General features: G+C 36.6%; 21 protein-coding genes. 9 read left to right on the forward strand and 12 right to left on the reverse strand.

Translation table 11 applies throughout. The annotated features are described in order from the left end of the window. Positions 1–211 precede the first annotated feature (211 nt). Positions 212–1,063: an SdiA-regulated domain-containing protein gene (locus tag Q1K34_RS10275; RefSeq protein ID WP_300438128.1), complete on the forward strand. Its 852-nt coding sequence runs from the start codon at positions 212–214 to the stop codon at positions 1,061–1,063. On the opposite strand, the gene Q1K34_RS10280 is transcribed toward Q1K34_RS10275, so the two are convergent. Then, complete coding sequence (locus Q1K34_RS10280; RefSeq protein ID WP_300438131.1) at positions 1,060–2,346, reverse strand: dipeptidase; 1,287 nt, start codon at positions 2,344–2,346, stop codon at positions 1,060–1,062. The genes Q1K34_RS10275 and Q1K34_RS10280 overlap by 4 nt on opposite strands. Positions 2,347–2,460: 114 nt before the next feature. Between Q1K34_RS10280 and Q1K34_RS10285 the strand changes: the two genes are divergently transcribed. From Q1K34_RS10285 to Q1K34_RS10295, 3 genes are read left to right on the forward strand one after another with little or no spacing between them, the layout of a single operon-like run. After that, complete coding sequence (locus Q1K34_RS10285; RefSeq protein WP_300438134.1) at positions 2,461–3,915, forward strand: RimK family protein; 1,455 nt, start codon at positions 2,461–2,463, stop codon at positions 3,913–3,915. Continuing rightward, complete coding sequence (locus Q1K34_RS10290) at positions 3,915–5,135, forward strand: glutamate-cysteine ligase family protein (RefSeq protein WP_300438137.1); 1,221 nt, start codon at positions 3,915–3,917, stop codon at positions 5,133–5,135. Before Q1K34_RS10285 ends, Q1K34_RS10290 begins: the two co-directional genes overlap by 1 nt. Then, positions 5,132–5,827 (forward strand): N-formylglutamate amidohydrolase, encoded by a 696-nt coding sequence (locus tag Q1K34_RS10295; protein ID WP_300438140.1) that lies wholly within the window; start codon positions 5,132–5,134, stop codon positions 5,825–5,827. The genes Q1K34_RS10290 and Q1K34_RS10295 overlap by 4 nt, the downstream gene beginning before the upstream one ends. A 321-nt stretch (positions 5,828–6,148) precedes the next feature. On the opposite strand, the gene Q1K34_RS10300 is transcribed toward Q1K34_RS10295, so the two are convergent. Together Q1K34_RS10300 and Q1K34_RS10305 are read right to left on the reverse strand one after the other, a co-directional pair. Continuing rightward, complete coding sequence (locus Q1K34_RS10300) at positions 6,149–6,559, reverse strand: OsmC family protein (protein WP_300438142.1); 411 nt, start codon at positions 6,557–6,559, stop codon at positions 6,149–6,151. A 154-nt stretch (positions 6,560–6,713) separates the two neighbouring features. Further along, a complete protein-coding gene (locus Q1K34_RS10305; protein ID WP_300438145.1) occupies positions 6,714–7,145 on the reverse strand; it encodes a peptidylprolyl isomerase in 432 nt (143 codons plus the stop codon). A gap of 199 nt (positions 7,146–7,344) precedes the next feature. On the opposite strand from Q1K34_RS10305, the gene Q1K34_RS10310 reads away from it, so the two are divergent. The 3 genes from Q1K34_RS10310 to Q1K34_RS10320 are packed head-to-tail and all read left to right on the forward strand — an operon-like array spanning position 7,345 to position 10,382. Further along, entirely contained in the window at positions 7,345–8,808 is a 1,464-nt protein-coding gene (locus Q1K34_RS10310) for a Gfo/Idh/MocA family oxidoreductase (RefSeq protein WP_300438147.1), read from the forward strand. Between the two features lie 6 nt (positions 8,809–8,814). Continuing rightward, positions 8,815–9,255: a hypothetical protein gene (locus tag Q1K34_RS10315; protein ID WP_300438149.1), complete on the forward strand. Its 441-nt coding sequence runs from the start codon at positions 8,815–8,817 to the stop codon at positions 9,253–9,255. Positions 9,256–9,308: 53 nt separating this feature from the next. Beyond that, positions 9,309–10,382, forward strand: coding sequence for a transporter substrate-binding domain-containing protein (locus tag Q1K34_RS10320; RefSeq protein ID WP_300438151.1), 1,074 nt, complete (start codon positions 9,309–9,311; stop codon positions 10,380–10,382). Positions 10,383–10,737: 355 nt separating this feature from the next. Here the strand turns inward: Q1K34_RS10320 and Q1K34_RS10325 are convergent, their stop codons facing one another. Further along, complete coding sequence (locus tag Q1K34_RS10325; RefSeq protein WP_300438153.1) at positions 10,738–11,382, reverse strand: hypothetical protein; 645 nt, start codon at positions 11,380–11,382, stop codon at positions 10,738–10,740. Between the two features lie 100 nt (positions 11,383–11,482). Here Q1K34_RS10325 and Q1K34_RS10330 point away from each other — a divergent pair, with 100 nt between their 5' ends. Further along, a complete protein-coding gene (locus Q1K34_RS10330; RefSeq protein WP_300438156.1) occupies positions 11,483–12,820 on the forward strand; it encodes an aspartate kinase in 1,338 nt (445 codons plus the stop codon). Between the two features lie 257 nt (positions 12,821–13,077). On the opposite strand, the gene Q1K34_RS10335 is transcribed toward Q1K34_RS10330, so the two are convergent. Then, entirely contained in the window at positions 13,078–14,319 is a 1,242-nt protein-coding gene (locus Q1K34_RS10335; RefSeq protein ID WP_300438159.1) for a glycosyltransferase, read from the reverse strand. Between the two features lie 203 nt (positions 14,320–14,522). Here Q1K34_RS10335 and Q1K34_RS10340 point away from each other — a divergent pair, with 203 nt between their 5' ends. Then, positions 14,523–15,023, forward strand: coding sequence for a GreA/GreB family elongation factor (locus Q1K34_RS10340; RefSeq protein WP_300438161.1), 501 nt, complete (start codon positions 14,523–14,525; stop codon positions 15,021–15,023). Here Q1K34_RS10340 and Q1K34_RS10345 read toward each other — a convergent pair. The 7 genes from Q1K34_RS10345 to Q1K34_RS10375 form a co-directional block, all read right to left on the reverse strand. Further along, positions 15,017–17,581 carry a hypothetical protein gene (locus Q1K34_RS10345; RefSeq protein ID WP_300438164.1) on the reverse strand — a complete coding sequence of 855 codons (2,565 nt, stop codon included), beginning with the start codon at positions 17,579–17,581 and terminating at the stop codon, positions 15,017–15,019. The two genes, Q1K34_RS10340 and Q1K34_RS10345, sit on opposite strands and share 7 nt — an antisense overlap. An 8-nt stretch (positions 17,582–17,589) precedes the next feature. Continuing rightward, positions 17,590–18,093, reverse strand: a complete 504-nt coding sequence (locus Q1K34_RS10350) for a DUF4402 domain-containing protein (RefSeq protein WP_300438167.1) — start codon at positions 18,091–18,093, stop codon at positions 17,590–17,592. A 5-nt stretch (positions 18,094–18,098) separates the two neighbouring features. Then, positions 18,099–20,771, reverse strand: coding sequence for a T9SS type A sorting domain-containing protein (locus Q1K34_RS10355; protein WP_300438170.1), 2,673 nt, complete (start codon positions 20,769–20,771; stop codon positions 18,099–18,101). 3 nt (positions 20,772–20,774) lie between these two features. Continuing rightward, a complete protein-coding gene (locus Q1K34_RS10360) occupies positions 20,775–21,593 on the reverse strand; it encodes a molecular chaperone (RefSeq protein WP_300438173.1) in 819 nt (272 codons plus the stop codon). Between the two features lie 25 nt (positions 21,594–21,618). Continuing rightward, complete coding sequence (locus Q1K34_RS10365) at positions 21,619–22,116, reverse strand: DUF4402 domain-containing protein (RefSeq protein WP_300438176.1); 498 nt, start codon at positions 22,114–22,116, stop codon at positions 21,619–21,621. An 82-nt stretch (positions 22,117–22,198) separates the two neighbouring features. Further along, the gene (locus tag Q1K34_RS10370) at positions 22,199–22,690 is read right to left on the reverse strand and encodes a DUF4402 domain-containing protein (RefSeq protein WP_300438179.1); all 492 of its coding nucleotides are present in this window, start codon (positions 22,688–22,690) and stop codon (positions 22,199–22,201) included. A 204-nt stretch (positions 22,691–22,894) separates the two neighbouring features. Beyond that, a complete protein-coding gene (locus tag Q1K34_RS10375) occupies positions 22,895–23,401 on the reverse strand; it encodes a DUF4402 domain-containing protein (RefSeq protein ID WP_300438182.1) in 507 nt (168 codons plus the stop codon). Between the last annotated feature and the right edge of the window lie 84 nt (positions 23,402–23,485).

A 23,485-nucleotide genomic window follows, 5' to 3' on the forward strand; every position in this document is an offset into this window, starting at 1 on the left:
TGATTGATGATTTTAATGATTGTTTCTACTAAATAGACGATGAGAAACGAAAGGCGTTACAGTACTATGTAATAAAAGGTACTAATTTAACAATTCATTAACTAAATTCATTTTCGGTGCTTATTATTAATTCCGGCAGGCATGAAAGTATTGTTAATCTTTTTGAAGCCCATATACATTAATGTAATTTTAGATACCTAAATATAAATTGATGAATAAGTGGGCAATTGCTATTATCGTGTTTACTCTTATTTTGGCAGGAGTAGTGTATGCTATTTATGAAAAGAATGACTACGATTATGATGATGCCAAAAAATCTTATGAAATCGTGAACAAATGGGAATTACCCCTCGAACTGAATGAAATTTCAGGAATTCACTGGATGGGTAATGAACAGATTGCCTGTGTGCAGGATGAGGAAGGAATCATATTTATTTATGATTTGTCTGCTTCAAAAATTGTTAAACAATATAAGTTTGCTGAAAATGGGGATTATGAAGCCATGGCTTTTTTGAATAACGAATTTTGGATAGCAGAAAGTAACGGTAAACTTTTTAATATAAAAAGTCTTGATGGCACTGAAAAAGAGGCTGAAGTAACAGAACTCGAATTTGAATATCGAAATAATATTGAAGGCCTTGCCGCAAATAAAGATGGTGATCTCTGGTTAGCTGTAAAGGAAAAAAACCTTGATAATAGTAGCGGTTATAGAGGAATCTATTCTTTTAATCCTGAGACTAAAATCCTTAATAGTGATCCTGTTGTTAAAATTCAATATGACGATCCTAAATTTGAGGTTTTAAAGACAAAAAATCCAAGAAAACTTATCCGGCCATCGGGACTTGCATTTTCTCCTTTAACAGGAGAATTGCATGTGCTGGATGCAGAATTTCAAAAAATCCTTATTATAAATGCAAGCGGGAAAATAAAAGAATTATACCTTTTAGATCCAGCTGAATTTGCGCAGCCAGAAGGCATATGTTTTAGTCCCACTGGCAGATTGTTTATTGCGAACGAGTCTCTTGGAGGACCGGCCAACATTACTGAAATTAAGATAAACTAGGATTTCTGAATATTGTTCGCTACTGCCTGAACTTCGTCTAATACCCTTAGCAGGTTTTCGCCCCAGAGCTTTTTAATTTCTTTTCCGGTATATCCACGTTTTACAAGTTCCACAGTCACATTAAGTGTTTCAGAGGCATCATCCCAGCCTTCAATGCCACCACCCCCATCAAAATCTGAACTTATTCCCACGTGATCAATTCCTATTTTTTCTACCAGATAGTCTATATGGTCTACAAAATCTGAAACATTTACAGGCTCCACTTCTTTTTTTAATTTATCTATATCAGATTGCGCTGCAGCTTCCACTAATTGTAATTGTTGATAATATCTCTTACGCTCATCTTTTGAAAATTCCCTCACCGTATCCCGGGGAAGAATTGAAATATTCATATCTGCAGCCTTATTTTCATAAATTTTACTGCTGGCTGCATCAAAAGCTTCATGCTTTTCTGAATTCAAATAGGAACTAAACGCGACCGTTTGAACCACTCCACCATGTATTTTGAACAATTCCAACAGCTCATCATCAAGATTTCTACTATGATCACATAAGGCACGTGCCGAAGAGTGAGAAGCGATTAGCGGTGCTTTGGAAATTTCAAACATTTGTTTGATCGCTTCTTTGCTGGGATGGGATACATCTATCATAATGCCGTATTTATTCATCTCCATTATGGCTTCTTTCCCCAATTCACTCAAGCCATTATGCAGCCAATCATCATTTTCTTCTCCGGTATTAGAATCGCTAAACTGGCTATGGCCATTATGTGAAAGTGACATATACCTGGCTCCGCGATCATAAAATTCTTTTATCCTATCAAGATCGGTCCCTATTGGATACGCATTTTCCACACCTATCATGGCAACTTTTTTTCCCTGGCCTACTAATTTGCGAACTTCTTCAGAAGTTCTGGCTAATCCTATTTTATCAGGGGCTAATTCGTCGGTTAGGCGATGAATCGCTTCAAACTTACTTATGGCATTTTTATAAGCAGTTTTATAGCCTTCGTCGTTCAATTCTTCCTGCCCGGTATACACAATTAGCCAGGTTACATCTATCCCTCCCTTTTCCATTTTAAGGAGATTTACCTGTGTGTCCAGATCCATAGTATAATTTTTTTCTTCCGTGAAATTATCTACATTGATATCGTTATGAGTATCAATGGTAATGGCTTCCTGATGAATCTTTTTTGCTCTTTTCAAAAGTTCCTGATCAGTTTTTTGCGCATGAAGGCTAATTAAACTTGAAAAAAACAGGAATAAACTTAGTTTTAGGTGCATGAAAATTTGATTATCATTTAAGAGCCTGAATTTAAGAATTTATATTAAGCTATACTTAAATTCTAAAATCGGATTCGATTTTAATATACATTTGACCAAATATTATCCTCCTTAATGAATAAATATATTGTAGTAAATCAGCCGGAGACCTGGACGTTTGCCTCTGAACATGTTCAGATAATTTCGTCTAAAGATTATCTGACAAATCCAGAATTTTCAAAATTGAAAAAGGCGCGGATATTTAACCTTTGCAAGGATTATTCATATCAGTCTAAAGGATATTATGTTTCACTTTTAGCGGAAGCCAGGGGTCATCTTGCTATTCCTAACATAAAGAACCTGGTAGATCTTGCTGAACCTAAATTGGTTAAGATCGTTTCTGAAGAATTTGATGATCTTATTCAGCAGTCATTTAAAAGTATAAAATCCCAGGAATTCACCTTAAGTATTTATTTTGGGCAGAATGTAGCTGCAAAATATAAAGAATTGAGTGCCATGTTCTTCAGGCATTTTCAAATTCCTTTTTTACGTGTGAAATTCAATTTTACCACACGATGGAATATTAAAAATATTAAGGCTATTTCAGAAGCTGAAATTCCGGAAGACCATAAAGAAAGTATGCTGGTCTTTGCAGAACAATATTTTGCAAAAAAAAGGTATGATACCCCAAGGACGAACGTAACAGAATATGATCTTGCAATATTGGTTCAACCTAATGACGTTGCTCCGCCCAGTAATCCCAAAGCACTGAAAAAGTTTATGGAAATAGGAGAAAAACTCGGATTTTATACAGAAATTCTAGCGCCAAAAGACTTGTCTAAGCTGTCTGCTTTTGATGCCCTTTTGATACGACAGAGCACAGAGGTTAACAATGAAGCCTATGCTTTTGCTCGAAAAGCACAACAGGAAGATATCGCTATTGTAGACTATCCAGACGCTATATTAAAATGTTGTAATAAAGTTTTTATGGCGGAAGCCCTGGAAAATGCCAAAATATCCACTCCAAAGACGGTAATTGTGCATAGAGATAATGTTAATTCTGTTCTGGAAATTACCAAATTGCCGGTAGTTTTAAAATCTCCCGATTCCACTTTTTCTTTTGGCGTGAAAAAGGCGAGCACAGAAGAAGAATTTAATGAACTGGTTTCCACTATGCTGAAAAAATCTGAGCTAGTGATTGCCCAGGAGTTTTCTCCTTCAGATTATGATTGGAGAATCGGGGTGTTGGATGGAAAAGCTTTTTATGCCTGTAGATATTATATGGCTAAGGGACACTGGCAGATTTATAACTGGGATGCTAAAGTAAAAGATGACCAGGATGGAAATGCAGATTGTTTACCTATTGAAGAAGTACCTGAACAAATTTTAAAGATTGCCATAAAATCCGCCAGGCTTATGGGTAAAGGCCTCTACGGAATAGATATAAAAGAGGTGAATGGTAAAGCCCTGGTGATAGAAATTAATGACAACCCCAATATAGACGGAGGGGTAGAAGACGGATATTATGGGGATCAGGTTTATATAGATATCCTTTTAGCATTGAAAAACCGAATTGAAAATAAAATATAATGGCATATCATCTTTTTGAAGTAGTTGGAATTGAACTGGAATATATGCTGGTTAAAAAATCTAATCTTAAGGTTAATCCCATTGTAGACCAACTTTTTATTGCGAAGAACGGCGCAATTACTTCAGATATCGAAAATGGTAAAATAGAATGGAGTAATGAACTCGTGGCTCATGTAGTGGAAATGAAAACCAATGGCCCCACAGAAGATATTTCTAACCTTGATAGCCTTTTTCATGACAACATTCAGGAAATGAATCAGTATTTAGAAGAATTCGATTCCTGCCTTTTACCAACAGCGGCCCATCCCTTAATGGATCCAAATACGGAGACCCATTTGTGGGAACATGATTATAATGAAATGTATACACTATACAACAAGATATTTAAATGCAAAGGCCATGGTTGGAGCAATGTGCAAAGTATGCATATAAACCTTCCTTTTTTTGATGATACAGAGTTCGAAAAACTTCACGCAGCGGTAAGGATTTTATTGCCAATAATCCCCGGTCTTTCTGCCAGCTCACCTGTTCTGGACGGAAAATTTACAGAATTTAAAGATACCCGGATGCATTATTATAAAAGCAATCAAAAGGAAATCCCGCATATGACGGGAAAAGTAATTCCAGAGCAGGTATTTAATAAAGCAGATTATAAAGAAATAATTTTCAACCCGATTATCAAGGCAATAAAGCCTTATGATACGGAAAACATTCTGGATCATCATTTTCTAAATTCTCGTGGAGCCATTTCCAGATTTGACCGGAATGCCATTGAAATAAGGGTGATAGATGTCCAGGAGAACCCTTCTGCAGATATTGCCATTGCTGCTTTGATTATAGAAGTGCTGAAGTTACTGGTAAGCGAAGAATTAGTTTCTCTTGAAGATCAAAAATCCTGGCACGAAGATGATCTTTTTCTAATCTTTGATGAAGTGATCCAGTACGCGGAAAATACTCTCATCACCGATAGAAAATATTTGGCCATATTCGATCTTCAAAAAGATACCGATGTAAAAAAGATATGGAAAAAACTGTATGCTAAAGTAGGAGAGAAATTAACTGAAGAACAACAAAAGCATATTGAATTCATCCTTCAGAATGGTAGTCTTTCTACACGTATTTTGAAGGCCTTGAGAAATGATTTCACAGTGGAAAATATTCATAAAATATATTTTAAACTTGCCCAGTGCTTACGAGAAAATAGAATGTTCCGCCCATGAAGCTTGTCTTAACCTGTGAGCATGCATTTCCCGATATTCCTGAAAAATATCAGTATTTGTTTATGCAGGAAGCTGAAATACTTGAGACCCATGAGGCCTACGATACCGGAGCATTCGATTTATTTAATCACTTAAAAGTACTGGCAGATTATAGCAAATATCAAAAGATTGGCAGGTTATTAATTGAAACCAACAGGTCTGAACATCATCAAAAACTTTTCTCCCGATATTCTGAACACTTACCAGAGCAGGATAGAAATATGCTTTTACAATCTTTTTACAGACCCTATCGTGATGAAATTATAAAAAAGATTGAAGCTTTTATTCAGAATGGAAATTCTGTTTTACATATATCTGTACATACATTTACTCCAATATTAAACGATATAGAAAGAAATTGTGATATTGGATTTTTATATGATCCTAAGCGAAAGGCAGAAAAGAAATTTTGTAGAAAATGGAAACGATCAATATTAACGGAGAATCAGGATTTAAAGATTCGGTACAATTACCCGTATTTGGGAACCGCAGATGGATTTACAACAACACTTAGAAAGATTTTTCTGAAAAATTATTTAGGAATAGAGATAGAAGTGAATCAAAAATTGGTAAGTAGAAACGAGCTGGATGCTCATATCAGGAGCTTGGTTGTAGAATCATTAAAAAAAATTATTGAAACCGACTATGCCTGAGGCAAGCCTTAGGAGTATTTCGCCGTTCCGATAGTTATAGGTATAATTGTGACCTCCCCCAGCCATAAATCGAAATTTTTTATTGCCTCTCATCCGGATCTGGTAAAAAGTAGTTCCAACCTCTTCCAGGGAAGAGTTGAAGCGGAAATCCCGAGGCAGAGTCGTCGGGGAATTTATAAGATTAAAGAATTTGATTAGGAAACCTTTATAGCTCCATAGCTAAGCCTTTATGGAAGCTTTTTTTTCTAATTTAAAAAAGCCACTAATTCTCAGATTTTCTGGCGAATTAGTGGCTTCTCTTTCCAGGAGGTGATGCAATATTTATTTTAAATCATATTCCAGCGTGATTTCAGCTTTCAATAATTTGGACAATGGGCAATTCTCTTTAGCTTTATTTGCAATTTTTTCAAATTGATCTTTATCTATTCCAGGCACTTCAGCATTTAAGATTAAATGAGACTTTTTGATTTCCCCATCCTCAAAAGTGATTTCTGAAGTAGTTTCTACTTTATCTGGTTCAAATCCATCTTCTGTTAAGAAGGCTGAAAGTTGCATGCTAAAGCATCCGGCATGAGCTGCTCCTACAAGTTCTTCAGGATTAGTTCCGTTCCCATTTTCAAAACGGGTTTTAAATGAATATTGTGCATCTTTTAGAACCCCGCTTTCAAGGCTTACAGTTCCTTTTCCTTCTTTTAATGAGCCTTTCCATACGGCCGATCCTTTTCTTTTCATAATCTAATTTTTATTGATTTCTCCCTAAATTAAGCAGCAATGCCTGAAATAGAAAAGAATTATAAAAATCTTAACCATAATAAGAGTCTACTATAAATGAAAAAGCCTGAAAGTTTATTTTCAGGCTTTTAAATATTCTTAAGAAAAGTGGTAATTACTTAATCTCCACAACTTCTAGATCGAAAACTAGATCTTTTCCTGCTAATGGATGATTGGCATCTACTACGATACTCTCATCTTTAATTTCTGTCACTACCAGATTGATCTCACGACCGTCAGGACCTTTAGACACAAGTGGCATACCAACTTCTGGCTTAAGCTCTTCCGGCAATTGACTTTTTTCAACTTCCTGGATTAATTCGGCTTTTGGTTCTCCATAAGCTTCTTCCTTTGGTATGTTGATCGTCTTTTTCTCCTTCACTTCCATACCGATAAGGCCTTGTTCAAAACCAGGAATAAGTTGACCCTGTCCCAGAGTGAATTCTATTGGTTCTCCTCGTTCTACTGAACTATCGAAAACCTGCCCGTCTTCTAACTTCCCTGTGTAATGTACCTTAACGGCGTCATTTTGCTTTACTTGACTCATAAAAAGTATTTTTTCAATTTTAAATTTGGCTACGAACTAATTTTCAGCCATTTATTGGCATGTCGTGCAAGTACCCTGCCGAATGACAAATAACCCGACAGAATAACCGATCATGACGCAAATTGTCATAATTTCATTAAATTGGGTGACGGTTCATATGAATAAAACCTTAAAATGATCAAACTAATTAATTTAGAATATGAGTAAAACAAAGAAAATCAGCAGCTTAAATTCCAGAAGGGATTTTATGAAAAAATCAGCTATCGCCGCAAGCGGGTTTATGATTGTACCCCGCCATGTGTTAGGGGGCCCCGGTTTTACAGCTCCCAGCGATAAATTGTTGATTGCAGGAATAGGAGTGGGAGGTAAAGGGCAATCAGACCTTCTTAGTTTTTACGAAAGCGGAAAAGCTGAAATTGCTTTTTTATGTGATGTAGATGATCGTAGGGCGGCAGTTTCGAGGGAGCGTTTTCCCAAAGCCAAATACTATAAAGATTACAGAGAGTTGTTTGATAAAGAATCGAAAAACTTTGATGCTGTTAGTGTTTCCACTCCAGATCATAACCATGCAGTACAAACAATGGCCGCAATGGAAAGGGGAAAACATGTGTATGTGCAAAAACCTTTAACCCACGATATTTATGAAGCCAGAAAATTAACTGAAGCTGCTGAAAAATATAAAGTCGTTACACAAATGGGCAATCAGGGAGCTTCTGGTGATGGAGTACGGAAAATGAAAGAATGGTATGATGCAGGATTAATAGGTGATGTGGAAGAAGTATATGTGTGGACCAATCGTCCGGTGTGGCCACAGGGAATTTCATGGCCACAAACCTCTTCTACTGTTCCTACTGAACTGGACTGGAAACTATGGCTGGGAACAGCACCTTATAAAGAATATGTCGACGGTCTCGTTCCATTCAACTGGCGTGGCTGGTGGGATTATGGTACCGGTGCTTTGGGCGATATGGGCTGTCATCTAATAGAACCACCATTTAGCGTATTAGGTCTTAAATATCCAAAAGATGTGGAATGTAGCGTTGGGAGTGTTTATGTAGATGAATTCCAACGAGGATATTTTCCAGAAAGTTGCCCTCCATCAAGTCATGTGATCATGAGTTTTGATAATCCTAAGGCAGCTTCAAAAGATATTAAATTACACTGGATGGACGGTGGAATAAAGCCAATGCGTCCTGAAGAACTGGGGCCTGAAGAAACTTTTGGTGATGGAGGTAATGGAGCTCTCATCATAGGTTCCAAAGGAAAAATGATGTGTGGAACGTATGGATTGAATCCGCGACTACTTCCTACATCTAAAACCGAGGAGGTAAATGTGCCTCAAAAATATGAGAGAGTAAAAGGCGGAATGGACGGTCATTATGCACAGTGGGTAGAGGCAGCTATAGCAGGTTATGGGAAGAAAGATCTTAGTTCCCCGTTTGAGATTGCAGGACCTCTTACTGAATCATTATTAATTGCCAATTTAGCGATTAGAGGTTATGATATTCAAAAAAACCGCAAAGATGAGAAAGGCAATGATCAAATTTATTATCCTGGAAGGGATATTAAAATGATCTGGGATGCAGAAAATATGAAAGTGACCAATTTTGATGATGTGAATCAATTTGTAAAACGAGAATATCCGGAAGGATTTACTTTATAGTCTTTTATGATATACCAGCTTCATCCAGTACTACTTCTAAAAATTGGAGTTTTTTGTGTTATGATGATGCTGGTTATTTCCTGTAAACAATTTAATTCTAATGAAGAAGAAGAAGTAGACTGGGATACCATTTGTGTCACTGCTACCGCTTATAATTCATTAGGATATCAAACAGAAGGTGATCCCCAGATAACAGCCTGGGGAGACACCTTAACTCCCGGCATGAATGCCATTGCAGTATCCAGGGACCTTTTGAAACTGGGGCTGGATTATAACGAGAAAGTGAAAATTGAAGGATTTGACAGCGTTTTTCTGGTGAAAGACAAAATGCACTATCGCTGGCGTAATCGTATCGATATCTATATGGGAGAAAATGCGCAGAAGGCAAAAAAATTTGGGCGGAAGAAGCTAAATATTGCTTTCATTTTTCAAAAGGACTCTCTGTAAGGTTTAGGCTTTAAAATATCTTTATTTTATATTCGAAGTTTAAAAAACCATCCATGCTATTTTCCCAAAGAATTTTAATTCTCATAATTACACTTTTATATTTTTCCCAGGCTCAATCCCAGGAATCAGATTCCCTTGCAATCAATAAAAAACTGGTAATAGGAATAACCGAAACTCCACCTTTTGTAGAAAAGCGTCCGCAGGGGTATTCTGGTTTAAGTATCGCTTCCTGGAAAATGGTAAACGAACAGCTTCAGTTAGCCTATGAGTATAAAGAATATGATGATCTAAGCAGTTTGCTGAAGGGGATTGAGAATGGAGAAGTAGACCTGAGTGTTAATCCTATCACGGTTACCGATAATCGTATGACTCGAATGGATTTTTCTCAACCTTATTTTATTTCGCATACCAGTGTGGCCAAAAGAAAAGAGTCAGAATTTTTGAAACATATCAAAAATTTTTTTAGCTGGGATTTTTTTTCTGTTGTAGCATTATTGTTACTGGTCATTTTTATTTTCGGAATCCTGGTTTGGTTCTTTGAAAGAAAAAAGAATCAGGAAGAATTTGGAGGGAACTTTAAAGGCATTATGCAGGGATTTTGGTGGAGTGCGGTAACGATGACAACCGTTGGATATGGCGATAAATCACCAAGGACTACCGGTGGTAGGATCATTGGCCTTATCTGGATGTTTATGGCTGTAATTATTATTTCAAGTTTTACGGCCGGAATTGCTTCTTCTTTAACAGTAAAAAGTATTAATGAAGAGATCACTAGTATTCAGGATTTGGAAAGATTTGAAGTAACCACGGTTAAAAGCTCAAGTTCTCATGAATTACTAAATCTTTATAATATTGAAAGCAAGCTTGTAAATAGTGGAACTGAAGGATTAAAGGCTGTTCTTGATGAAAAATCTACCCTTTTCGTTTATGATGAACCCATTTTAAAATATGAGATAGAAAGGGGTGAACTTTCAGATGATCTTGAAGTTTTAGGACAGAGTCTTAAAAAAGATTATTATAGTTATGCTTTTCCAAAGGACTCACAATTACTTCGAGTTATTAATCCTGTGTTGATTCGAACCCTGAAGAGCATGGAATGGGCTACCTTAATAAAGGATTATAATTAATTGTTCTGAATAGCTTCGTTTCTCTGATTAATTATAACTTGAAATTTAGAAATGTCCCTCTCCAATACATTTCTTGAAACCGACTATCTCTGTGGCAAAGCCGTCGGAGAAATTTGTAAGATTACTAAAAATAAGAATTTTTTAAATATTTGATTTTTAGTATATTGTAAAACCTGTATTATTAACTAACCACCAATGTTTCTTCAGAATAAATCAAAGCCCGATAAGAAATTGAATCCCGAGTTCTATTTTAAAGCTGCAAGATGTATTACCAAAACAATTTATATTGTCATCGCAATTATTATTTTTATAACCGGAATAGCTTTGACCGGAGTGTATTATGAATACTGGTAGATCATTGTTTGATCTCATTCATTAATAAAAATGCTTTGTTCACATATTCTTTTTCCAGAAAGAGAGCGAAATAGTTTGAAGTCGAGATCATTTCAAAAACCGGTATTCCTTCATAAGCCAGTAACTTAAAAATATAGAAATATAATCCCACACTTTGGGAACTATTTTTAGGCAATTCTATGGTAATGGAAGAAAGTTCTTCTTTAATAGAAACACGCACTTCATTTCTAAAGCATTTTTCAACCAGATCTGTTAAAGATGAGGAAACCAGAATATTACTTTCCTGGTAATTGCTGGAATAATTAAGATATACCCCGGTTTGATCTTTAACAGCATCCATCAGCCGAATCTTATTGGCAATGATCGTTTTCGAGTTAAGAAAAGTATATTCTGTAATCCCCGAGCGCACTATAATATCCCCCAATTCTCGAAGGCTCTGCATATTTACCTTAGTTCTGCTGGGAGCATAACGTCTAAGAGCCATAATTATACTACCCTGTTTAACCGGTTTTCTCATTTCTTTTTCTACCTGTTGCTGGATATCTGCCGCAAGTCCGCTGAAGTTTACAATATCACGCGCAATGGCATCGTCCAGGAAAGGCTGGTGCCTAATAATATCGTGTACACAGGTGGTAATAGTTTTCATTGTTAATTATTGAACATTTTGTACAAATGTATATAAAATGAAACATAATTTTTGCGCCACTTTCTTTTAATAATATCTATGCAGCCTGAATTTACTGAATATGAAAGTTTTAAAATTTGGAGGAACTTCTGTTGGTTCTGCAGCAAGTATTAGAAATGTAAAGAATATTATTTCTGAGGTTTCAGGAAATAAGCTGCTTGTACTTTCGGCTATGTCGGGAGTTACCAACGAACTGGTAAGCCTATCTGAAATGCTTAGAAATAGAAAGTTAGAGGAGCTTCCAGATAGAATTGAAATTTTACGACTTAAACATTATGACCTTATAGATGAATTGATTGCTGAAGCCTCATATAATCTTTCTATTAAGAAGAATATTGCTTTGCAAATCGATGATCTTATGGCCATTTGCAAAAAAGAGTGGAGCAAAGAAGTGGATGCAAAAATCATAACCACTGGGGAGCGACTACTTACTTCTATATTCAGTGCTTATTTAAATTTTGAATCGGTTGAGAATACATTGCTTGATGCACGTGATTTTATGCATATAAGCAACCTGGAAAACCCGGATACTGGCCTGGTGGGGGAATTATTCAATGAAAGTCTTAAGAAAGCTAAAGAAAGTTCTATTGTGATCACCCAGGGTTTTGTTAGGCTTGATGCTGAAAGAAAATTAAGCACCCTTAAAAGGGGAGGTAGTGATTATACCGCCACAATACTGGGTGCAGCTATAAGGGCTACTCAAATTCAGATTTGGACAGATATAAACGGCTTACATAATAACGACCCGAGATTCGTAGAAAATACGCATCCTGTTTCTCAATTAAGTTTTGAAGAGGCTGCGGAATTGGCCTATTTTGGAGCTAAAATCCTGCATCCACAAACTATTTCCCCAGTAATTGGGAAAAACATACCGGTTTATCTTAAGAATACCTTTACTCCAGGTGCGACGGGAACCTGTATTAGTGCCATAGCTGAAAAAAAAGGTCTTAAGGCTATCTCTGCGAAGGATGAAATTACTGCCATTAAGATCAAATCCAACCGAATGCTGATGGCGCATGGTTTTCTAAAAAAAATATTTGAGGTTTTTGATACTTATGAAACATCCATTGATATGATCACGACCTCGGAGATCGCAATTTCGTTAACCATTGACGATACTTCAAATCTTGACCTTATCCTTGCTGAATTAGATCACTATGGAGAAATAAGTGTAGATACAAACCATTCTATAATTTGTGTGGTAGGAGAAGGGCTTATTGAGGATCGTGGAAGTTCAAGGATCTTTGAAATCCTTCAGGATGTCCCTGTCAGGATGATTTCTTATGGAGGAAGTAATAATAATATTTCACTCTTGGTAGATACCAGGAATAAAATCGAAGTTCTGCAAAAACTGAATGAAAAGCTTTTTGTACATCAACTTAATTCTGTTAACAGTTAGTTTTGTTTAGAGTTTGAGCAACTGTTTTTTTGTGTAGTGAAAACCGCCGGATGCTAATGCAGATGGCGGTTTTTTATTGTAAATTCTTCGATATTTTCACATCGGAGTTTCATTTTTCACCTCTCCCTCGGGAGAGGTCAGAAGTGCTTTTTCGCAGTTCGGGGTGAGGGGAGAATAAAAAATTTCAGGTGTTTAGTAGAAAGATCAAATTAAATCGGTGAGATAAGTCTCAGACTTGCCTTGACTTTAATTGATTTTTAGAAATTTATACTTCTATTCTTTTCTTCAATAAATTTCGACATAAAATAAGTGCTTCTATGCAAATGGTGTTTTAACATCATTCCTGTAAAATTTTCTAATCGATGCGATCTTATATTCTTGTGAATTTTCTTTAATCTGTTTCTGAAGGAGTTTAAGTGTTCTTCTTTATTAAAACGTTGATTGATGATCTCAAAACCCAGGTTTTGCTTCGCTTTCCATAGATCTTCAGAAGAATAAAGTTTAACAGCCTGCTCTATAAAATCATCTTCGGTATGCACTATAAAACCATTCCATTCAAAATTTCCGGGGATTCCTTCAGCTCCTACAGCAGTAGTAACAGATGCAGTTCCGTTTTGCATGGCCTCTACAAGTTTTCCTTTTAAACCCGCACCAAACAGAATAGGAGCGAGGCAAATTTTGGCATTTCTCATCACCTCCGCGGAATCTTTTACCCAACCATTTACAATAAAACCCTCTTTTGGATTATGTAGGTTTAGTACTTTTTGCGAAGGATAAGCTCCGTAAACCTGCATTTTTGCATCCGGAAGTTTTTTTCTTATTTCCGGCCAAATCTTTTCCTTCAGGTGTAAAACCGCCTTCCAGTTTGGTTCATGTAGAAAGTTTCCAATGCTTATAAAGTCTTTTCTATCTTCAAAAAGAGGGAGGTTTTTAATATCTCTTTCGGTAATCTTCTTCAGAAGAAAGGGTAAGTATAAAAGAATTCTTTCTGAAACCTGAAATTTGCCAGTAAGTAATTCTAATTCTTTTTCAGAAATAATCAAACTAAGATCACATCTATACATCGCCGAGATTTCCCTTTTAGCAAGATCTGAATCCATATAGATATCCTCTGCATCTTTTTTTTCCTTACATCCACGCTGACGTGCATTTCTTAGAAAATGAAGGTCTTCTGTATCCAGGATTTTTATAGCTTCAGGACAAATTTCATCGACTCTCCAGCCAAATTGTTCTTCCATCATAAACCTGTCAAACAAAACCACTTCTGGCATTAATTCTTTCAGAAAAACATCAAAATCAGGATCGTTTAATTTGATCTTTTCCGTTTTAATTTCATGCTTGGTTAAATCTGCCTTATTATTGGTTTCACGTGCGGTAGTGGCGAAGGTAATTTGGTAATCTTCATTTTTGAAGAAGTCCAGTAATTGCATCATTCTTGTTCCTGCAGCCGAAGACTTCGGTTCAGGCCAGACGTAACCAATCACGAGCAATTTAGGCATTTACTTTTTTTCAAAAATAACATTTTATAACTGCCCCGAAAGCCAAATAGGAGTCTTAATAGTATGCATTAAAGCTGCGATCTAATTTTTGCGCTATAAGGATACTTTTTTATGAATTTCTTTCTGAAATATTTATGACTGTAATTTTGGCCGAAACCATGCATTTAAATATTATTCCATAAATTATAAATAAAATCAAGCTTATGAGCAGGGGATTTGTAAAAGAAGAAGACCAGGAAGAACCGGTATTAATACCACCCAGAACGGCCATACCGGAAGGAGTGACCAATTACGTTACCCCGAACGGACTTGCTGAACTAAAACAGGAATTGAAGGATCTTGAATTTAAGAGAGCACATGTAGAAGCTGAAAATGATACGGAAAAAAGAAGATCTCAAAGTTTGATCGACGGGAAAATAAACCTATTGGCAGAAAGACTTCAAACTGCAAGATTACTGGATCCAAAAGACCAGGCAAAAGATGAAGTTAGATTTGGAGCCCTGGTGAAACTAAAAAATGAAACCTCCGGACAATTGCAGGAATTCCAAATCGTAGGAGTGGATGAAGCTGATATTAAAAAGAAGAAGATTGCTTTTGTAGCACCAATTGCCAAGGCGGTAACCGGCAAGAAACTAGGAGAGCAAATTAATTTTAAACTGGGAAATGAGATAAGAAAACTGAAAGTTCTAAAAATCACTTATTGATTCTTCTGAAGGATAAACTCCAGATCGTCCACGATATCACCATATTTATTTATTTCAATGTCAAATGGTTGCGCTTCTGAACTATGAAGCTTAATTTTTTCAAGTTGCTGCTCATCAATCTTAGCGGTATAACTTCCTGTAGCCAGTCCTAAATAACTAAAATATCCGTCACCTTCGGTGAGTACAGAAGCAACTTTTTCAGAATTTTCTTTAAAGATATTAATCAGGATTCTTCCCTGACCCCGGGTTTTACCTTCATTCTTTAAAAACACGTATCCCGATACTTCTCCCATAACCCTTACTGGAATATAAATAGCTTTATACTGGTTTGGAACTGTCTCTACGGCGATATTGCGATTTTCGATCTTCCAGGCAATATTGTCCAGACTATTTTCGTCTATTTGAAGTAATGTTTTTACATAAGGTTGAAGGTCATTTAATCTAAGGATAGTTTTGTCCTGATTATAGGTCACAAGTGCCGGATTGGATTTTAGCTCTATCCCGGGAACTCCTTCTTCCATAGGATCCATTTTTCCATTTTCATTAAGATCCAGGAAAGGAATTAGCGTAATGCCTCCACGCGCAACTCCCGGCCGGTTTGAAACACCCACAAAACCTGTATGATCATCCCATCTTAAACTTCCCCGGGCAGCTTGTATATGAGAAGAATTTTGGTTACCAATGCGGGAGGTGGTAGATGCTTGTGCAAAATTGAAGGTATATCTTAATCCAACTTCAAAAGTGTGGGCATTCCGCAGAAAGTTATTTTCATACGAGAAATTTACGAAGCCTCTTTCAAAAATTACACGTTCTAATTCCAGATTCAAATTTCTTACCGAATTTTCTGAAATATCATATTGTACCTGAGGTGAAAATAGAAACTGGTATGGTAATCTATAAGTCTGGGAAAGTGAAGTATAAATAGTGGGGTCGTCCAGCCTGGCGTTATATATGGCATAGGTCGTAAGGTTTGTGCTAATCCCAAATAAGGCCCCGGATAATAAGAACTGGGCTGTGGTAAATTCAGTATTTGGAAGAAGTATTTGATTCAGGCTAAATCTGGTATAGGCTGTAAATGCATTGGTTCTAATAGGAGCGGAAAAACGAAATTCCCGTTCTTCCAGATAATTATAATTAATCGCGGTTTGATCTTCATGATATTTTATATAATTGAGGTCAAACTGCATATTGGAAGGAGTCCTGTAACTCAACAATCCTTCACCTTTTACACCGTAGGTATATTCTCCGGAAAATAATAAATTAGAGGCCAGCCTTATGGAAGTGTTCAGGAAAGGCATTACTTCTCCGCTGGTTATTTCTGAAAGATATTCTACCCCTCCACCTATGGTAATAGTGTTGGAGAGTCCGTAATTTAAATTAAAACGGGAGAATTTCTGATTATCCCCATCTTCCACCACACCGGCACTTAAAGTATACTGCAACTCTTTTTCGGGAACAAAATTATAAGGAATGTTGATCATACGGTTTTCAGAAAGTTCTTCTCCATAAGGTCCATAGAACCTAAGGTCGACATTGGTGTTTCCGTACATTAAGGGAACTTCAAAAGAATAAAAACCTGAAGCATCTGCCTTAACAAAATCAACCAGCACATTGTTCACGTACAATTCTACCGTCCACCTTGGCTGAGTATAATCATTTAAAATATAGGTGCCATAAGAGCGTCTGTTTTGCAAAGGGGCATTGGTAAGCTGAATTCCTACCACCGGAGCAAAAAGGGAGGAGGTAGCACCGCTAAAAATCTTTCCCGCGGTGACCTGTTTAAAAATCCTGTTTTCGTTATTTACGTATTTCCATTGATAGAACTGGTTCCTACTGGTAAAGGGAACCCGATTGGAATAATTCAGTAAAATATTGGTCTCTCCGCCGGCCAACATAGTGCCAAGACCTAAATTAAACCTGTTATCTTCAGGACCATTTGTTTGTTGAGTAGTGGTAATTCCCCAGTCTAAAATTCCTCCTTTAAAGAAGGGATATTTTCGCTCAATCACTGTATCGGGTTCTACAATTCCTTTTATTTTGTTGAGATTACTACGGGCTTTTTCCCTGCGCTTCTCTATAAAAATTGGCAGATCTATGTCTGTATCAAACTTTATAGCGAGTTCCCTAAAATTAAAATTTGTATTTAAATTGAAAACTTTACCAAAAAGTTCGGAGCGTAGATAGAAAGAGGTTGGGGTCTTAATATAATCTTTGCTGGTTAAGGGGATTGATTGCTCCTTAAATGTTATAATGGAAGCCTGAAGATCTATTTTATAAATCGATTCAGGATTTAAGATATACCCTGAAATTATCCCGGTTTCAGGATCTGTTTCATTTTTAAGGCTAAAATGATCAAAAAGGGCTGAAAAAGAAATATAAGACTGTTCGTCTTTAATTGCAATCGGAATTTCCAGTGTACCGATTCTGGGAGAGCTAAGTTCCACCACAAGCTCGTCGTATTCGGGAAACTCCTGGGCAAATATTAATTCATTACTGAGAAGGACAGGGATACTTATTAGTAACTGAAAAAAGAATTTGTTAAGCTTAACAGAATTCATGCAGTTGATTATTCCTGAATAAAAGTGATGGTAAAAGATCCGTTGTACTCTCCGGGGCCGTTTGCAGAAATTGCACCTAAATTAAGTGTTCCACCAATATATACAGGAGTCGGCGTTTGGGAGTTTGAATTGGTAACAAAAGTTTTTCCCGTGCTATAACTATCTATTTTAAGTTCTATGGTCTGGCCACTGGTACCTGTAAGGGTAAAAGACGGACTATGGGCAATATTAATTAACGTCCCCGGGTTTGCGTACACATCAAACAGTGCAGGAGAAACTGTGGCTCCTGTGGTAAGCAAGACAACATCTCCAGTCCAGGTCCTGGTTCCGTTGGAGTCTACACTAACCGTCCCAAGAGAATTTCCAACTGCAAAAGCCCCAAAATTTAAAAATTGTACGGTACTAACCTCTACTTCAATAGGCACTGGAGGATTCTCCTGAGCTGTAAGCTTCTCTACTGATTGCACAAATAGTGTAAGAAGCAGAATAAAAACAATCCTAGAATTCTTCATTTTTATCATTTTCTCACAATTATTTTTTTTGAAAACTGACGCTTATCGGAAATAAAAGTCACCAGGTAAATTCCCGTACTCCTGATTTCAGTGAAATTAACTTCTTCGTTTCTTCTTACTTTGCGAAGTTGAAGTAACTGACCGTGTATAGTGCTAATCCTTAAAATTCCCGATTCCTCTTCTTTCAAATTCATTCTAACTATCACTTCCCCTGTATTATTCTTTATACTGAAAGGATCATTAAATAGAGTAGGGGAATCCACAAATTTTGCCGATGAAAAAGAGAGATAAAACCTATCCTCATGTTTTCCTTTTTCAAGGTTCAGACTATAATTTTCTTCCTTTAAATTAACCGAAACCCTCCTGTGCTTGTCTATTAGAAATAGATCAGTATCAAAATTTTCAATATCTTCAGGTTTTATAATTAGCTGGCCAGATCTTTTAGTTTTAATACCTAATGGAAGTCTGAAATTATTTGTTGTTTCCTGCTCTGAAAGACCGTTGATCGAGGATTCTTTTCCATCAGCTGTAATAGAATAAAAATTTGGCAGATCAATATTCGAGTTATATAATTTTAAAGCATCTTTATTTCTTTCAAATTTCCAGGAAGCAGCCCTGTCTAAATAAATCACTAATGGATCGGAAATTTTTTCATCCTGAAATCCAGCTGAAATCCTTACGAGCGGTCTATTTAAGGGTTCTTCCTGTTCTTTATAAAATTCCTGAGAAAAGTCATTTACCCGAACGCTATTATTCATCCTTAAAACAGAATTTGTAGTGCCGTCACTGGCATGCACAAAAAATCCCTGCATGGAAGAGATAATACTCCCGGAACTACCAGAGCTGGTAATATCTGCAACATATGAGGTGTAGGCACCTCCATAAATATCTGACGCATCAGCCTTGAAAAAATATGCTGCACCATCAATATTGGTGGATAAACCAGGTACTTTATTCCAATCTATCGGTGAAGGATAAGGATTCGAAACAAGATGAAAACCTTTGGTAAATGTTCCATGGGTGGTGTTCAAACTACGGGAAACATCACCGTTGTTAATATTACCTTCTATGTCTATCGTTACCGCTCCTCCAATATCACCAAAATTAAAGGCATAACCTTCCATAACATTCATTGGAGCCGTGGCTGCTGTATAAGCTTCCCAGCCTGAAAGATCATTTCCATCACTATCCTGCCTGGATTCATTATAATTGTAAACAGCGGGAAAAGTTGAATTTAAATCTATATAAGAGGAAAAATCCCCCACTGTAGTATTACTAAAAGGGGAGCCAATATATTTATATCCAAAAGCAGGATCTATATACCGTTGCATCCTCACTCTTCCTATGATTTCTCCGGTGCCTGAACCATCGATCAAAGCTGTTTGTGAAGCATCAGAAATCAGGGTGAAATTATTATTGTTAGAAAAATTTCCGTTGGATAATTTTAACCATCCTCTTAGATTTATTGAGGTGTTGGATGTTACTCCGGCAGCATTGTCTATTTCCAAATTTAAAACTCCACCATTTACAAATAAACCTGAATCCAAGATTTGATTTACTGTTCCTTTTAATGCCAGAGTACCGGCGGTGGCATCTATTTTTCCCTGCCCCGAAATAGCACCATATACTTGCAGTCTATTTCCTGAAATTTTTAAAATTGTCCCCGATTGAATATCTAAATTGTTCGCCATTGCTGCAGCACCAGAACTAATCAACGGATAATTTGTAAGACCTGAAGGGATCTTTACATTGGAGCTAGTGTTGGGAATTACACTGCATAACCAGTTCCCGGGATCATTCCAATTCGAGCCTATAGCTCCGGTCCAGTCAAACACGGTTTCAACCAATAAAGCGGCAGGTTTGGAAATGGCGACTTTACAACCTGCACCTTCCTCTGATGCCCTTACCTTGACTCTGTATAAATTACCAGACATTTCATCAGTAACATTATTAAGGTTTAATTCCTTGGAGTTAGAACCTATAAGATCTGCGAAGAAATCGCTATTTGGAGTTTTTACCTGCCATTGATAGGTTATAGCTTTTGTGGTGGTTGTTTCAGTATTGAATATTGCATCAGCTCCTGGACAGGAAGTTTGATCCTCAGGATCTTTTAAACTAAAACAAGATAGTTTTTCTGTTATTTCAGGAGGAAAACTTTCAAAATTATTATCATAATTTTCTTCGGTTCCGTATTCACATTCAGTATCATTAACTCCCGTAGTGTCCCCTTTGTAATCTTCACAGCTGGAAAAGTCAGCCTCCCAGCCATCTACTTCTCCAAAAATATACACATTCCCGTTCTCAATATCTATATTTGTCTGGGTGGATTCAGTAGGTTGGGTAAAATCGCCCTGAATTATTAGATAAGAAGAGACAGAAATATCAACTTTATTAGAACCAATAAAATTTCCATAGATAATTACCACTGCTGAACTTCCCATTGTAAACTGAGATTTGTTCCCACTCATGAGTAAATCGCCGTGTACTATAAGGGTTCCATTAACGATAAGATGACTCGCATTATCGTTAAGGATAACATTGGCATATTCTTCAGTTTCACCTTCTGCAATAGTATAGGTAGTAGATATCGTGATATCTTCCTGTGCGGTTAAATTGTAAACTACCCCCAGAATGCTGAAAATCGTAAAAAGTAAGTTTTTATTTAGTCCCGTTAGCATTAACTAATCCAGTTGGTATATGGTTGTTGTATACACTTCTCCTAAATCAGATTCATAGCTTATCTCGAGGCTGCCCTGGCTAAGATCAATTTCTTCGGTGTTTTGTAAAACAAATGAAAAATCACGTTTTTCATTGGGAGTATATACCGCGATTCCTTTAACACTGCCAATAGTTATTGGAGCAACATTTTCAGAAATATAATTGACAAAAATATTTCCATATACAGACATATTGCCTTTTCTATTAATTGAAATGGAAAGTGTAGGTTTGTTAGACAAATCCAGAGAAACATTATTTAATTCGATTTCAGTGGTAGAGGCTCCTTTACGAATAATTACCGGGATACTTATACCAAATACTGTTTTGATGTTTATTGAAATATTTTCATCAGAATCAGTAGATTGTTCACTTCCAAGGGCTGTTTGTTTTTCTACCGCCCTAAAATATAAGTGAGATCTATATTCGCCATTTTGAAGATTTCCGCTTCTGGTGATTTGTAACTTCAAGGTTTGGGCTTCATTTGGTGCTAAAGAAACCCTTCTAGGATAATACCTTAAAAATTCATCGGCAAACTTTTGACTTTCCTCAGGTTCAGTAATCTGTTCAAAACTTCCATCTTCTTTCATTTTATACTGAATAAATGAAATAGCATAGGTAGCTGAATCACTTCCGGTATTTACAAGATTTACTTCCTGTGAGCGTTCAGGTCCATCAAAAACAATTCTTTTAGGCATGATCATAAGATCACCCTGCGCGAAAATGTTTCCCTGAAAACAAATAAAAATAATTAGGCTAAGTAGGAAAATATTTTTTCTTATCATGGGGAACAATATGGTTAGAATGAGGCTAATTATAACTTACGGTAACATTGAAGCCCGAGGCATTTGTATAAAATCCAGCAGCCTGATCAGCCTCCAGATTAAGGGTTGCTCCAATCTTAAGAATGTCTATTTCTTCACCGCTAACTTCAGGAAGTACAGTGAAATCATCTATCAATAAAAATTGATTGGGATTATTTTCATTAAAAAGCTTAAAATTTTCGGGAAAAGTGATGGCATAATTATAACTGCCATGTTTTACTACTGCTTCGGCCGCACTTACCTGGCCGGAACTGGCGGGTGCCAGTTGTAAACCAAAAGTAGTCCTGATTCCTTCGGGCGATAAAATAAGCCTTCCGGGATTATATCCACTTATTACATTTCCAAAATGGAGATCCACACTTTTTGTAATCTGAATAGGCTCTACCACCACCGCTGTACTATTCACAGAGGTTGAAGCTGAAATTTGAGCCGAGGTAAATTCAACAAAAAAGATCGCAACGAATATTAGAAGTAAGCTTTTCATTTACAGTAGAATAAGTTGAACATATCAAATTCTAAAAGCGCCGCCATTACTTGACGGCGCTTTTAGATTTATATTTATAATCTTATTCGTAGGATACAGTAACCGTAACTTTACCTGTATAAATCCCAACTGCCTGTGTGGAAGGAACTGTTAATCTACCTCCAACTTTAAACGAAGATGCAGTATTTCCACTTGCATTGATATTTGTGGTTAATTGATCTAAGGTCATTGTAGATCCACCAGTTTCCTCAGGGGCGTCTGTAACAGCAACTGTTACCCCATAAGTAGCATCAGCATCTTTTGAAACTGTAAATACCGGTAACCCAAAAGTAGATAGGGAAGTGATCTCCATATCAGTTGCAGAGAAATTTCTACTATCATCAGCCGGATTAATCGTTACAATACCAGAACCGGTTTCAGGAGTTGTAAATGAACCAAAGTCGAGTTTGCCACTGGATGTTATGGAGATTGGTTTAACAATTTCAGCATTTACATCAGCAGTGCCGTCAACTGAAGTTTGGGCAAATGAATTTCCTGTTACAGCAAGTAAGGCAATTAAAATAATTTTTTTCATGTTGGTAGGTTTCATAGATTTTGTTAGCGATGGTAAAGATGGGCTTGTGTGATTGACTTCACCAAAACTTTTCGCTGAGAGGTTATTAATAATCGTTAAAATGCGAGAAGTTGTCGATAACTTGTATTGAAATATGCTAAGACCTGAAAATCTGAAAAAAAGATCCCAGAAAATAAATGAAGGTGAATACTTACAAGTCTTAATTCAATTATAACTCACCATGATTTCAATGGGAGAAGACGAGGTATAAATCCCTGGTTTTTGTCCTGGGTCAATCTCGAGGGTAGCGCCCACGCTAATAATTTGAGAATCTGTATTTAAAGTGGAAGAAAGCGAACTTGCTGTAAAATCTTTAATTATAATTCTATCTGAACCATTTCTCATGCTAAAAGAGCCTCTGGGAACATTGATATTATACGAATACCCATTTTGTCCTTTCACTTCAAATTCGGCTGCTGAAACATTCGTTGCATTAGCCAGGCTTACATTCCCGTTAATGCTTCGAGTGTGATCGGGATTTAAAATTACAGAACCCCCCATACCAGCATCGATACTTGCAAAATTCATATTTGAAGTAGTTTTTAGAGAAATAGGTTCAATTATATTTACCGAGGCTGTAAAAGATGCAGAAGCACTATGCTGCCCAATTCCTTTTGTAGCGATCAAAAGGAACAGAGAACTTATGAGAATATGTTTGATGAAATCCTGCATAAACTAAAAGTAAACAATTCTATTTAATTTAAACCGATGAAAAACAAAAAAAAACGATAAAATGCATTTTCCCTTAAATATTTC

It is taken from the genome of Christiangramia sp. (assembly GCF_029937855.1).
In the GTDB taxonomy this organism is placed as follows: domain Bacteria; phylum Bacteroidota; class Bacteroidia; order Flavobacteriales; family Flavobacteriaceae; genus Christiangramia.

Bases quoted from the DNA above. Each gene is read 5' to 3' on its own strand.
- Q1K34_RS10275 (WP_300438128.1), top strand. From the start codon at position 212: ATGAATAAGTGGGCAATTGCTATTATCGTGTTTACTCTTATTTTGGCA.
- Q1K34_RS10280 (WP_300438131.1), bottom strand. From the start codon at position 2,346: ATGCACCTAAAACTAAGTTTATTCCTGTTTTTTTCAAGTTTAATTAGC.
- Q1K34_RS10285 (WP_300438134.1), top strand. From the start codon at position 2,461: ATGAATAAATATATTGTAGTAAATCAGCCGGAGACCTGGACGTTTGCC.
- Q1K34_RS10290 (WP_300438137.1), top strand. From the start codon at position 3,915: ATGGCATATCATCTTTTTGAAGTAGTTGGAATTGAACTGGAATATATG.
- Q1K34_RS10295 (WP_300438140.1), top strand. From the start codon at position 5,132: ATGAAGCTTGTCTTAACCTGTGAGCATGCATTTCCCGATATTCCTGAA.
- Q1K34_RS10300 (WP_300438142.1), bottom strand. From the start codon at position 6,559: ATGAAAAGAAAAGGATCGGCCGTATGGAAAGGCTCATTAAAAGAAGGA.
- Q1K34_RS10305 (WP_300438145.1), bottom strand. From the start codon at position 7,145: ATGAGTCAAGTAAAGCAAAATGACGCCGTTAAGGTACATTACACAGGG.
- Q1K34_RS10310 (WP_300438147.1), top strand. From the start codon at position 7,345: ATGAGTAAAACAAAGAAAATCAGCAGCTTAAATTCCAGAAGGGATTTT.
- Q1K34_RS10315 (WP_300438149.1), top strand. From the start codon at position 8,815: ATGATATACCAGCTTCATCCAGTACTACTTCTAAAAATTGGAGTTTTT.
- Q1K34_RS10320 (WP_300438151.1), top strand. From the start codon at position 9,309: ATGCTATTTTCCCAAAGAATTTTAATTCTCATAATTACACTTTTATAT.
- Q1K34_RS10325 (WP_300438153.1), bottom strand. From the start codon at position 11,382: ATGAAAACTATTACCACCTGTGTACACGATATTATTAGGCACCAGCCT.
- Q1K34_RS10330 (WP_300438156.1), top strand. From the start codon at position 11,483: ATGAAAGTTTTAAAATTTGGAGGAACTTCTGTTGGTTCTGCAGCAAGT.
- Q1K34_RS10335 (WP_300438159.1), bottom strand. From the start codon at position 14,319: ATGCCTAAATTGCTCGTGATTGGTTACGTCTGGCCTGAACCGAAGTCT.
- Q1K34_RS10340 (WP_300438161.1), top strand. From the start codon at position 14,523: ATGAGCAGGGGATTTGTAAAAGAAGAAGACCAGGAAGAACCGGTATTA.
- Q1K34_RS10345 (WP_300438164.1), bottom strand. From the start codon at position 17,581: ATGAATTCTGTTAAGCTTAACAAATTCTTTTTTCAGTTACTAATAAGT.
- Q1K34_RS10350 (WP_300438167.1), bottom strand. From the start codon at position 18,093: ATGAAGAATTCTAGGATTGTTTTTATTCTGCTTCTTACACTATTTGTG.
- Q1K34_RS10355 (WP_300438170.1), bottom strand. From the start codon at position 20,771: ATGCTAACGGGACTAAATAAAAACTTACTTTTTACGATTTTCAGCATT.
- Q1K34_RS10360 (WP_300438173.1), bottom strand. From the start codon at position 21,593: ATGATAAGAAAAAATATTTTCCTACTTAGCCTAATTATTTTTATTTGT.
- Q1K34_RS10365 (WP_300438176.1), bottom strand. From the start codon at position 22,116: ATGAAAAGCTTACTTCTAATATTCGTTGCGATCTTTTTTGTTGAATTT.
- Q1K34_RS10370 (WP_300438179.1), bottom strand. From the start codon at position 22,690: ATGAAAAAAATTATTTTAATTGCCTTACTTGCTGTAACAGGAAATTCA.
- Q1K34_RS10375 (WP_300438182.1), bottom strand. From the start codon at position 23,401: ATGCAGGATTTCATCAAACATATTCTCATAAGTTCTCTGTTCCTTTTG.